8 protein-coding genes are annotated in these 11619 nt (G+C 63.4%); 1 reads left to right on the top strand and 7 read right to left on the bottom strand.

Annotation, left to right across the window (positions count from 1 at the left end):
• Positions 1 to 586: 586 nt before the first annotated feature.
• The 4 genes from hypD to GT613_RS12775 form a co-directional block, all read right to left on the bottom strand.
• A complete protein-coding gene (gene hypD / locus GT613_RS12790; RefSeq protein WP_114519802.1) occupies positions 587 to 1768 on the bottom strand; it encodes a hydrogenase formation protein HypD in 1182 nt (393 codons plus the stop codon).
• Positions 1765 to 2022, bottom strand: coding sequence for a HypC/HybG/HupF family hydrogenase formation chaperone (locus tag GT613_RS12785; protein ID WP_009305723.1), 258 nt, complete (start codon positions 2020 to 2022; stop codon positions 1765 to 1767). The genes hypD and GT613_RS12785 overlap by 4 nt, the downstream gene beginning before the upstream one ends.
• The gene (locus tag GT613_RS12780; RefSeq protein ID WP_009305722.1) at positions 2013 to 4775 is read right to left on the bottom strand and encodes a carbamoyltransferase HypF; all 2763 of its coding nucleotides are present in this window, start codon (positions 4773 to 4775) and stop codon (positions 2013 to 2015) included. Before GT613_RS12780 ends, GT613_RS12785 begins: the two co-directional genes overlap by 10 nt.
• A 96-nt stretch (positions 4776 to 4871) precedes the next feature.
• Positions 4872 to 6590: a glucose-6-phosphate isomerase gene (locus tag GT613_RS12775; protein ID WP_009609026.1), complete on the bottom strand. Its 1719-nt coding sequence runs from the start codon at positions 6588 to 6590 to the stop codon at positions 4872 to 4874.
• 242 nt (positions 6591 to 6832) lie between these two features.
• Between GT613_RS12775 and ngr the strand changes: the two genes are divergently transcribed.
• Positions 6833 to 7624 (top strand): nigerythrin, encoded by a 792-nt coding sequence (ngr, locus tag GT613_RS12770; protein WP_009305720.1) that lies wholly within the window; start codon positions 6833 to 6835, stop codon positions 7622 to 7624.
• Between the two features lie 557 nt (positions 7625 to 8181).
• On the opposite strand, the gene GT613_RS12765 is transcribed toward ngr, so the two are convergent.
• The 3 genes from GT613_RS12765 to GT613_RS12755 form a co-directional block, all read right to left on the bottom strand.
• Positions 8182 to 8895, bottom strand: coding sequence for a LytTR family DNA-binding domain-containing protein (locus tag GT613_RS12765; protein ID WP_009305719.1), 714 nt, complete (start codon positions 8893 to 8895; stop codon positions 8182 to 8184).
• Positions 8896 to 9034: 139 nt separating this feature from the next.
• Positions 9035 to 9922, bottom strand: a complete 888-nt coding sequence (locus GT613_RS12760; protein WP_009305718.1) for a tyrosine-protein phosphatase — start codon at positions 9920 to 9922, stop codon at positions 9035 to 9037.
• Between the two features lie 179 nt (positions 9923 to 10101).
• Positions 10102 to 11523, bottom strand: coding sequence for a Sapep family Mn(2+)-dependent dipeptidase (locus tag GT613_RS12755; RefSeq protein ID WP_009305717.1), 1422 nt, complete (start codon positions 11521 to 11523; stop codon positions 10102 to 10104).
• Between the last annotated feature and the right edge of the window lie 96 nt (positions 11524 to 11619).

The raw sequence follows: 11619 nt of genomic DNA, 5'->3' as shown, positions 1-11619 counted from the left end.
GGATCCCAGTCGTTCCAAGAATTGACTATCTTCGCCATGACAGTCTCCTTTCTCCGGCAGCGCTTCCGGCGCCGCCTATTTGGATGGCACAACTACAAACTGCAGCTTCGCTGGAGAGAGCGCCACGGCTTAGACCCCGTCGTGGCAAGTCCTTCCAGATTTGCCGATGAGCCAGTTATACCATCTTTTTTGTTCAACTGCAACATGAAATTACATAGACATTTGAGCAAAACGAATAAGTAAATTGTTCAAATGCACAAAAATGTTGAACGACGGCGTTTTCTCCTTTATGCAGTTTTTGACCCAATATTGGATATTATCCGCAATTAATTCTCTCGTTCTGTATAGCGATGGAAACAAAAGGGTAACTCATGCACGCACAGCACCGAACATGAGCGCGCCGCTGAGCATAGGGACTGCACAATCAACTGAAAAGAATATCTTTTGGGAAATTTCCCGCGTCGTCTTGCCGCTGGATCGACGTATCCGAGTCTATCGAACGAATGTTTCACGTGAAACATTCGAAGATAGTCCGAAGGACCCCTCGACGAGGGGTCCTTCGGATGCTGCAGCGCCTGTTTTCTCTTTAGTAGTACCGGTGGTACGCGGCGCAGCTGCCCTCGCTTGACACCATGCAAGGACCCACGGGGTTCTCGGGCGTGCATACCTTGCGGAACAAGGGACACTCGTTGGGCGCCATGATGCCGCGAAGCACGTCGCCGCAGCGGCAGCCCTTCGGATCCTGCGTGGGCTCGACGTCGGGCTGGAAACGGCGCACGGCGTCGAACTGCGCGAACTCCTCGCGGATGCGGTAGCCGGAACCGGGAATCTCGCCCAGGCCGCGCCAGAGGGCGGTGCACGTCTCGAACACCTCGTCGATGGCGGCCAGCGCCACGGGGTTGCCTTCGGGCATGACGCCGCGCGCGTAGGCGATCTCGATGTCCGCACGGCCTTCGTGCAGTTGGCGCATGATCATGGCGATGCCCTGCAGCACGTCAACCGGCTCGAACCCGGTGATGACGCCGGGTATGCCGTACTTCTCGGCCAAGAACCGATACGGCTCGGCGCCGATGATGGTGCTGACATGGCCGGGCAGGATGAGCGCATCCACCTTGAGCTGCGGGTCGTTGATGATGGCCTCCAGCGCGCCGGGCATGTTCTTGTGAGCGCCGAACACGCTGAAGTTCTTGAGGCCGGCCGCGGCCGCGCGCTTGATGGCCATGGCCACCAGCGGCGTGGTGGTTTCGAAGCCCACGCCCACGAACACGATCTCGCGATCGGGGTTCTGCTGGGCCAGAGTGAGCGCGTCCAGCGGCGAGTACACGATCTGCACGCTGCGGCCCGCCGCCTGCTCGGCGAGCAGGCTTGACGTGGAGCCCGGTACGCGCGTCATGTCGCCGAACGTGGCGATGGTGACGCCCGGAACGCGCGCGAGGGCGATGACCGTGTCGATATCCTTGTTCGAGGTCACGCACACGGGGCAGCCGGGACCCGACGCGAGGCGCGTGCCCTCGGGCATGAGGTTGCGGATGCCGTTGCGCGCGATGGCGACGGTGTGCGTGCCGCACACTTCCATGAGCGTGGCGCCGCCTGCGGGCGACAGCTTCGCGATGGACTCGATGAGGCCGCGCGCGAGCTTGGGATCCTTGAAGGCCGCCAACTCGGATTCCATCGTGGCCGCGTCGACCGTGCGCGCGAGGTGCGCGGGCCGATCCTCCGGCGCGGCGGATGTTTCACGTGAAACATCCGTTCCGGTCGAGGAGGTCATCGCGCTACCTCGTCGGCTGCGGGGATGTCGTCGCCCGCCAGCTCGGGGAACTGCTTGATGAGGTCGATGGTTTCCTGCGCGTAGTCAGGATCCACCACCTCGATGGCGAACCCGGCGTGCACCAGCACGAAGTCACCGACGTTCGCCTGCGGCGTGAGGTCGAGGGATATGTCGCGCGTGACGCCGAGGATGTCCACCGTAGCCAGACGGTTGTCCTTCATTTCAGTCACTTTTGCAGGTATGGCTAAGCACATGGCTGTTCTCCTTCTTCTTTGCTCGAAGCCCATGCTACCACAGCCTGGCCGAAGGAGATGCAGCCGTCGTTGGGCGGCAGATCGCGGTTGACGGCCACCGTGAAACCCGCCTGTTCGAGCGCCGCCAGAGCGTGCTCCAACAGGTAGCGGTTCATGAACACGCCGCCGGACAGGACAAGCGTCGTTATGTCGTACAGGCTGCGCACGAGCTCGGCCGCCGTGACGATGGCTTGCACGAACGCGTCGTGGAAGCGGCGCGCGATGACGCCGACAGGCACGTCGGCCGCGAGGTCGTCGAGCAGCGCGGCGAACGCAGGCGCGGCATCGAACAGCACGACCGAGGTGTCCTGCGCCGTGCTGGCGGCAGTGGCGGTGTTCTTCACTACCGCGATGGCGTAACGGGACGCGGCTTCCCGAGCGGAGGCGCTAAGCCCGGCATCGTCATTCTGAGCGGAGGCGCGAAGCGCCGGAGTCGAAGGATCCCGGTTGGTGTCAGCAGGGGTCGCATCGGTTGCGTCGGCGGCAGATGTTTCACGTGAAACATCTGTTCGCCCGATTGCGGCTTCCAGCAGGATGGCGGGCTCGCCTTCGTACGCAGGCTCGGCGCAGATGCCCAACAGCGCGCTGGCCGCGTCGAACAGCCGGCCGACGGACGAGGTCATGGGCGTGTTGATGCCGCGGTCGATCATCTGGTCGCACACGGCCGCCTGCTCGCCCAGAGCCTCGAGCGCAGCCGCAGCCCCCGGATGGTCGAGCAGGTCGAACGCCCACAGCACGCCGTAGGCCATGCGCAGCGGATGCTTTACGGCCGCCGCGCCGCCCGGCATGGGCACGTAGGCGAAGTTCGCGAAACGCTCGAACGCAGTCAGGTTGGTGAGCAGCACTTCCCCGCCCCAGATGGCGCCGTCCATGCCGTAGCCCGTGCCGTCGAACGCGATGCCGCACACGGGGCCGGCCAGGCCGTGCTCGGCCATCACCGACACGACGTGCGCATGATGGTGCTGCACCTCGGTGACGGGGAGGCTCTGCTCGTGGGCCCACTTCGACGTGAGGTACTCGGGATGCAGGTCGCACGCGATGCGGTCGGGTTCGATCTCGAACAGCGTTTCGTAGCGGTCCTTCGCCTGGAACCACGCGTCGTAGGTTTCGGCGTTCTCGAGGTCGCCGATGTGCTGCGACACGAACGCCTCGGCGTCGCGCGTGAGCGCAAACGTGTTCTTCTGCTCGGGCCCGGTGGCGAAGATGGAGCAACCCTGTTCGCGAACGGATGTTTCACGTGAAACATCTTCTCCTTCGCGCGCCTTCGCGGGCATCGCCAACGGGAGCGGCGCGTAGCCTCGGGCGCGGCGGATGAATTGGACGGCTTCGCCGGCGCTGCCCGCTTCGATAACGCGCACCACCGAGTCGTCGTAGCGGGCGCGGATGGCGCGGTCGTGGCCCAGGAACGCGTCGGCCACGGCGAACAGCTTCTCGTAGGCATCCTCGTCGTCGATGACGATGGGCTCGTCGTGGATGTTGCCCGAGGTCATCACCAGCATAGGGACGGCCGTCGCTGCGCGGGACCCCTCGGCTTCGCGCTGGGAGCTGCGCTCGGCGCAACCGCTCGCTTTCGCGAAGTCGTGCAGCAGCAGATGCTGGAGGGGCGTGTAGGGCAGCATGACGCCGAGCTCGGGAAGGGCGTCGGCCAAACCGGGGGCGAACACGGCGTCGGGGCGCTTGCGCAGCAGCACGATGGGGCGCTGCGTGGCCGTGAGGATGCCCTCCTCCGCTTCGCCCGCCTCGCAATAGGCGCGCACGGCTTCCATATCGGCCATCATAACGGCGAACGCCTTGCCTTCGCGGCGCTTGCGCGCACGCAGCAGCGCCACCGCTTCGGGGTTCGACGCGTCGCACACCAGATGGAAGCCGCCCAGGCCCTTCACGGCCAGGATCTTGCCCGCCAGCAGCAGTTCCACGGCGCGCGCAAGTATGGCATCGCTCTCCTCGCACGTGGTTCCCCAGGCGATGGGTCCCAGGGGTGCGTCAATAGCATCGGAAGCGCGCACTGTTTCACGTGAAACATTTGTTTGCGCGCCAAGGGGAGCGGAAGCGCCAGCGGGGACGTCAGGGGCGGCCGGCACGTCGGCGGGAACGCCGGGGGCATGAACGTCGGCGAGCGCTCCGGGCATGCCCTCGTGCTCGCGCCAGCTGATATGGGGGCCGCATTCGAAGCACGCGTCGGGCTGCGCGTGGAAACGGCGGTCCAGCGGGTCGCCGTACTCGCGGGCGCAGCGCTCGCACATGGGGAAGTCCTTCATCGACGTGCTCTTGCGATCGTAGGGCAGCTTCTCGATGATAGTGAAACGCGGGCCGCAGTTCGTGCAGTTGATGAACGGGTAGCGGTAGCGGCGGTCGTTCGGGTTGAACAGCTCGCGGGCGCAATCGTCGCAGGTGGCCAGGTCGGGCGACACAAGCGTGGTCTTCTCCACGGCGCCTGCGTCGGAGAAGCGGATCTCGAACGAGTCGAAGTCCTCCAGCGGCACTTCCTTCAGCGTCACTTCCTCCACGCGCGAGGCGGCCGGTGGGTTCTCGGACAGCTCGATGACGAACTCGTCGAGCAGCTTCGTCTCGCCCTCGGCATGGATGAACACGCCGTCGGTGGCGTTCAGCACCCATCCGTCGATCAGGTATTTCTTCGCCAAACGGTAGACGAAGGGGCGAAAGCCCACGCCCTGCACGATGCCTTTGACTTGAATGTCCAGCGCTTCCTTCATATGATCGCCTCCGCGTTGTGCTGTGGCCTTCAATCTACGAGGGCGGCTCGACGGCCGCCCTCGGGGTGTAACGCTATCGTGTCGCGCGGCCGCCCGCTAAGCCGTCGGCACCGTCATGGTTTCCAGGATGTCGGAAATCACTTCAGCCAGCTGGCGCAGCGTAACGCCCGAGTTGTCGGGCAGGTGCAGGTGCACCACGCGCCGCCCGCGCTCGGCCAGCGTAACGAGGTCGCCCGACGCCTGCGCCTTGGCCAGCGAGCCCAGGCTTTCAGCCTCCTGCTTCAGCGGGATGTCCTTTAGCTCGTCGGCCGACAGGATGAGGAACACGCCGCAGTTCGGGCCGCCCTTGTGCAGCTGGCCGGTGGAGTGCAGGTAGCGCGGACCCACTTCCAGGCAGGATACCACGCCGCGCTTCTCAGCCACGCCGTGACGGATGGTTTCCAGCGCCTCGCGTCGACCCTCGCCCGTGAACGGCAAGAACGCGTTGAGCGCGAAGAAATCGCCCGGTTGAATGCTGCCCAGCAGCGCACGCAGCGCGCTGCGGACATCGGTGCAATCTTTGAAGCACGGAGACAGGCGCACTTCCACCTCGCCCATGTGCACCTCGTCGATGAAATCCTGCACGAAGTCGGGCTCGGGCTGGCCCTCCTTGAGGATGTCGAGCACCACGGCCTTCGCCGACGCCACGTCGGGCTGGTCGAAGGGGCAGATCTTCATGAGGTAGCCGCACATCGCGATGGCGTATTCCCACATCACGAAGTGCTCGGCCAGCTCTTCGACGGAGTCGATCTTGTAGTTGGCGCGCGGGATGGCCGGGTCGATGTAGGACAGGCTCATCTCGAAGTTGCGGCGCTCGTCCCACAGGTCGTTGCGCGTGAGGTACACGATGGCGCTGCGATCGCCCGGGTCTTTCTTGAGCAGCAGGGAGTCCACCTCGATGTTGGGCAGGATGCCCTGGCCGTCCTTGCCCAGGCTCTCGGCCACCAGCTGCTCGATCCACAGACCCAGAACGCGGCCGCGCTTCTGCGTGAGGAACGTGAACTTGTTGCGTCCCTGCAGGTAGTTGTCGTACAAAAACGATGCCAGGCCGATGGCCGGGTTGTCGATGGCGTCCTCGCTGCACTGGCGCTCGGCGTCGATGGCGTGCGCCATGAACTCTTCCAGGTCGATGCCCACGAGCGCCGCCGGCAGCAGGCCGAACACGGACAGCGCGGAGAAGCGCCCGCCCACGGTGGGCTGGCCGGAGAACACCGCGGCCCACCCTTCTTCGCGCGCCTGGCGCTCAAGCATGGAGCCGGGGTCGGTGATGGCCACGAGGTGCTGCACCAGCTCCTCTTCGCTGATGCGGTCGGCCACGGCGTCGCGCACGGCACGCAGGGCCAGGCGCGGCTCGATGGTGCCGCCGCTCTTCGACGAGATCACGAACAGCGTGGTCTCGGGCTTCGCTTCGGCCAAAATGGCGCGCACGCGCACGGGCGAGTCGGAGTCCAGCGTCTTGAACGTGATCTTCGACGAATCGGGCTTGTTGTATTTCGTGATGGTCATGGGCGCCTGCGTGGAACCGCCCTGGCCGATGAGCACGACCGTCTTCAGCCCTTGGGCGATGATCGAGTCGGCGAAATTCTGGATGTCGCGCAGGGAGTACGGCGAATTGCTCGCAAGGTCCGTCCATCCCATGTATTGCTCGGAGCACGCGCGCGCTTCCTCCGAGAAGTCGTACAGGCTCGCATCCTTGGCATGGATACGGCTGGCAACGCAGTCCTTCACGAGGGCTTTCGCGGAAGGATACAGTTTTTCTACATCACCGGATAGCATACAACCTTCTTTCAGCGTAATTCGCTCCATTCTAGCAAACGGTGACGAGGCTGACCATCGTGTTTGCGCTTGTGACGGAGTTGTGGACAAAGCGTGTGGGAGCGCGCCCGAGAACGAAAAACGGCGTGCGAATCCTAAGCATGTCCGTAGTATTTACTATTGATCATTTATATTAATTGATATATAGTATCGATTATCAGATGGGCTGGAGAGGAGCTCATCGGGAAGCCGAGGGAGGAACCATGTCCGATATTTCTAGAAGGAACCTGTTGAAGGGTGCCGCCGTCAGCGCCGTGTCCATTTCCGCGATGGGCCTGCTGGGCGCCTGCGCCGCCCCGAGCGAGCCGAAGGCCGAAACCACGACCGATCCGTCCGCCGACGGCGCCGGAACCGGCAGCGGGACGAACAGCGAGTATATGGCCGAGGTGCTGGAACCCACATCCATGCCCGATGCCTCGACGGCGAGCAATTTCAACATCATCTACGACAGCAAGACCACCGTCGGCACCACCTACGAAAACCTTATGACGGCCATCGCGGGCGAGACGGGCGCCACCACCAAGTATGAGGCGTTCTCGAAGGTCGCCAAGAACGAGGGCTTCGACGTGCTGGCCCGCCTGTTTCAGTGCACCGCGGACGCCGAGAAAATCCACATCGGCCTCGAGTACGACCTGGCCAAGGAAATCGACCCCGCAACCGAGAAGCCCGAGCCGCCCGCGGTCGAGGAGCACGAGAGCGACATCAACCTGATCTCCGGCGCCAACGGCGAGATCTACGAGACCTCGGACATGTATCCCTCCTTCATCAAGAAGGCCCAGGAAGAGGGCAACAACAAGGCCGTGCAGGTGTTCACGCGCGCCAAGCTTGCCGAGGCGTATCATGCGAAGCTGTATATGGATGCGTACACCACCATCGACACCCCGTTCGACGGCAAGTACTACCTGTGCCCCATCTGCGGCTACATCCACAAGGGCGAGAACTTCACCGCCTGCCCCATCTGCCTGGCTCCGAAGTCGTCTTTCACCGCCTACTAGGCCATTACCCCACATTTCTCTGTCGGAAGCGCCCGAGGGTTCGTCTCTCGGGCGCTTTTCGCATTCTCGCATGCGATTGGAGCGATTTCCCACCTTCACGCCTGTCCGCCGCCCGCGAACCTCGCGCCGCCCGCCGCGCGCGAACCTCGCACCTGTCTGGCGCCGATGCGTCCCCGTCTGCCGCTTGCGAACTTCGCGACTGTCCGTGATTTGAACGAACAAGTGTTTCACGTGAAACACTTGTCGTAATGCCATGCGACAAGCGAACAAATGTTTCACATGAAACATCGCTGGGACTGCCGTCTTGAACACAGGCAGAAGATGCCGGAACCGAAGATCCGTGCGATTACTGCAGATGATTTTACGGCCGACGCCGCACGGGATCCTTCGACTCGCTTCGCTCGCTCAGGATGACAAGGGGGCAGCGCCGCTCGGGATGACGGAGTCACTCACGCGGAGACGCAGGAGGGAAAAGCCGCTTTCCTGATGGCGCTCGTGCCAAAAAGAAAAGGGCCGACGATTCGCCGGCCCTTCGAGGTTCGTTATGCGGACGCGCCTTACAGCCCCAGCGCCTTCTTCAAAGCGGAAACTCGGCGACGGGACACGGGAATTTTCTCGTCCACGGCGTTCAGCGTGAGCAGCAGCGTACCGCCCGACACCGATTCGATCTCCTCCACCATCGAGAGATTCACCAGATAGCCGCGATGCACGCGGAAGAAACCGTGGCCGTCGAGGCGCTTCTCCAGCTGAGCCAAGCTGACCGTGGAGAAATAACGATCCGTATCCGTTTGCAGGTACGCGTAGTCGTCGCGCGCCATGACGAAGCGGATCTTGTCGATGCCGATGAGGATTTTCTTGCCGCCCTTTTCGACGGGAATGCGCTCGGACTTCTGAGCCTGCACGTGCAGCGACACGTGCTCGCGCACGCGCGAGATAGCTTGCGACAGGCGCTCGGTCTCGACCGGCTTCACCAGGTAATCGATGGCGTTCACCTTGAACGCATCGAGGGCGAACTCGCTGTACGCCGTCACGAACACCACCGCAGGCGGGAACTTGAGGTGCTGCAGCGCCTCAGCCAGCTGCAAGCCCGTGGCTTCGGGCATGTTCACGTCGAGGAACATCACGTCGCACGGATATTCCTTCAACTTCTCGATAGCCTCGCGCACACTGGCAGCTTCGGCGACAACCTCCGTCTGCCCCAGCTCGTCAAGCAGGAACTTCAGCTCTGAACGCGCAGGAGCCTCGTCATCGACGATCATCGCTTTCAACACCTAAGCCTCCTACCCTCCGTACGTTTGCTTTCGACCATTATAAATCATGGATCACCGAAACCGGCCAAAAGCCGAAAGATAGGAGCAAGCAAACCGACGAAAGAACATCAACCACCGCTGACCATCGGTAAATCCGCCGTTACCCGCGGGGATCGTCCGTGAGGTAGCGAGCGCGCAGGGCCTCGCGCTTTTCGTCGGTGACGCTCAGCTGGTCGCGCACGTAAGCGTCGAGGCTGCCGTACTGCTTCTCCACGGCATCGAGCGCGGCGTGCAGGAAGCGCGGATCGGCGGAGTTGATCACGTGAATGCTCTTATCCAGCTTGTCGCCCAGACCGAACGAGGAAAGCGCGTCCATGATGTTCTGCGTTTCGGATTGGACGTACTTGTTCGTGGCCAGATAATCCTGCTCGACGGCCTCGCGCTTTACGCCCAACGCGTGCAGCAAGAGCGCGGCGGCCAAACCGGCGCGATCCTTGCCGATGGTGCAGTGCCAAAGCACGGAGCCATCCTCGGCAGCCAGCACATCGTCGAAGAACTGCGCGAAGCCGCGCTGGCTCTGCTCGTCCAACATCATGCGCTCGTACACTTCCTCCATGATGCTGGCAGGGTTCTTCTGCACGGTGCGCAGCATTTTGAGCGCCTGCATCATGCCGCCCTCGCGCGTGACGCCGAATGTGGAGGCGCTCAGCACCGGCGCATCCGCGAACCGAACGCCCACCAGGCCGTCCTGTGGGTCGGGATGCTCCTTGCGCTCTTCTTCGGTGCGCAGGTCGATAACCGTGCGCACCTGGTAGTCGTCAAGCAGCACTTCGAGGTCGCGGGCGGTGGCATGGTCGAGCGCACCCGAGCGCAGCAGGCGCGCATGCTTCACGTAGCGCCCGTCGTCCGTGGGCAGGCCTCCCACGTCGCGCGTGTTGGGCAGACCCTCAAGCACGATGCGGCCGCCTTCTTCGCTCTCGAGGCCTTCGGCCGGAGCAATGCCGATAGCAGGGGCGAAATCGGTGGGGACAGTATCCAGTTGGGACATGGGAAAAGCCTTTCGACGACGATGATGAGCGCGCAGCCGGAAGCGTTTTGTCGGCGCTAGCCGGGGGGGCTTCCGGCTAGCGCCTCACGGAATCCTTCGACTCCGCGCTTCGCGCTGCGCTCAGGATGACGACCGGGGCGGAGCGCGTCAAATCACCCGTCCCCTTGACACACCCTTCGCTATTGCAGGTCGAGCTGCATGAGCTTGTCCAGCGTGAGCGCGTAGATCTTGAAGGACTGCTTCAGCAGGTCCTCGCTGACGCCCTCGTCCGGACCGTGCATCATGCCAACCCATTCGGGATCCTCAACCCACGGCTTTTCGGGACCGAAGCTGGCACCGCTCTTGAACTCGCGCGCGTACGTGCCGCCGCCCATGGTGAACGGCTTCGCGTCCTCGCCGGTGGCCTCGTTGTACGCGTTCAGCAGCGCCTGGATCACAGGGCTGTCGGGCTTTACGAGGAACGGCTCCATAAGCAGCGTGTTCTCAAACGAGCCGCCGATCTCGCTCGCCAGCTGGCGCAGGCGCTCGGTGATCTCGTCGGCCGTGATGGACGTGGGGAACCGACTGTCGAGCGTCTGCACAAAGCGGTCGTCCTCGATTTTGATGGTGCCGCCGATGACGGTGAGCGGGCCGAAGTACTCGTCGGAGCTCTTGATGCCGATGCCGCTGCCGTCGGTATGATTGAGCAGCTTCTGGTCGAGCTCGAAGAACGCGCGCTCGTCGGCGGTGCACAGGTCGTGCTCCAGCAGGTAGTCCACGATGAGGCCGATGGCGTTCACGCCTCCTTCGGGCATGGAGGCGTGCGCTCCTTTGCCGGCCGCAGTGATCTTCGCGCGGCCTTCGCCGTCGGCCGCAACGGTAATGCGATCAGTATTCGGCAGGTCGGCAGCGTCGGCCTTCACCACGGCCTCGGCGATGCCGGGCACCGCGTTCGTGGCCGCGCCGCCCGTGAACTCCAGCACGATGCGGTCGGCGATGGGCTTGCTGATCAGCTCGCCGTCGTAGCCACCCTTCTCGCCGTAGCACACGGGGAACTCGGCATCGGGCGTGAACAGGAACGCCGGATCGTCGTAATGCTTGTGGTAGTAGGCCACGTCGGCCATGCCGGATTCTTCGTTCGCGCCGAACAGGAAGCGGACGGTGTAGGGGAACTGAGGAGCCTCGCCGGCGTCCTGCAAGTCCTTCCAGAACTTCATGGCGTGCAGCGCCACCACGCTGGGGCCCTTGTCGTCGAGCGTGCCGCGACCGACGAGGTAGCCTTCCTTGCGCGTGACCGCGTACGGCTCGAAGTTCCAGCCGGGACCGGCGGGAACCACGTCCATGTGGCCGATGATGCCCAGCTGCGTGTCGCTCTTGCCGGGGAAGTCGGCGAACCCGATGTAGCCCTCGGCATCGTGCGTCTTGAATCCCATGTCGGAGGCCATTTCAAGCGCGGCTTCCAGCGCCTCCTTCGGGCCGGGGCCGAACGGAGCGCCTTCGGTCGCCTTGTCCGATTCCTCGAAGCTGGGGATGCGGACGAGCGTCTCGATGTCTTCGACCATCGTCTCCCAATTTTCCTCGAGATACGCGTCGATCTTCCTGGTCAGTTCTTCGTGCTCCATAGGTGCCTCCCGACTCTTGATACGCGTGCGACCACGCCGGGACGGGAAAGCCGTTCGCATGCCTCGCCCCGGCGGCAATTGAGCCTATTATGATCC

The sequence above is a fragment of the Eggerthella sp. BIOML-A4 genome (assembly GCF_009875575.1).
Lineage (GTDB): Bacteria > Actinomycetota > Coriobacteriia > Coriobacteriales > Eggerthellaceae > Eggerthella > Eggerthella lenta.
Note: the sequence above shows the minus strand (reverse complement) of the source record. Positions and strands in the feature narration are given on the sequence as shown.

Bases quoted from the DNA above. Each gene is read 5' to 3' on its own strand.
- GT613_RS12760 (WP_009305718.1), bottom strand. From the start codon at position 9,922: ATGTCCCAACTGGATACTGTCCCCACCGATTTCGCCCCTGCTATCGGC.
- GT613_RS12775 (WP_009609026.1), bottom strand. From the start codon at position 6,590: ATGCTATCCGGTGATGTAGAAAAACTGTATCCTTCCGCGAAAGCCCTC.
- GT613_RS12755 (WP_009305717.1), bottom strand. From the start codon at position 11,523: ATGGAGCACGAAGAACTGACCAGGAAGATCGACGCGTATCTCGAGGAA.
- GT613_RS12785 (WP_009305723.1), bottom strand. From the start codon at position 2,022: ATGTGCTTAGCCATACCTGCAAAAGTGACTGAAATGAAGGACAACCGT.
- ngr (WP_009305720.1), top strand. From the start codon at position 6,833: ATGTCCGATATTTCTAGAAGGAACCTGTTGAAGGGTGCCGCCGTCAGC.
- GT613_RS12780 (WP_009305722.1), bottom strand. From the start codon at position 4,775: ATGAAGGAAGCGCTGGACATTCAAGTCAAAGGCATCGTGCAGGGCGTG.
- hypD (WP_114519802.1), bottom strand. From the start codon at position 1,768: ATGACCTCCTCGACCGGAACGGATGTTTCACGTGAAACATCCGCCGCG.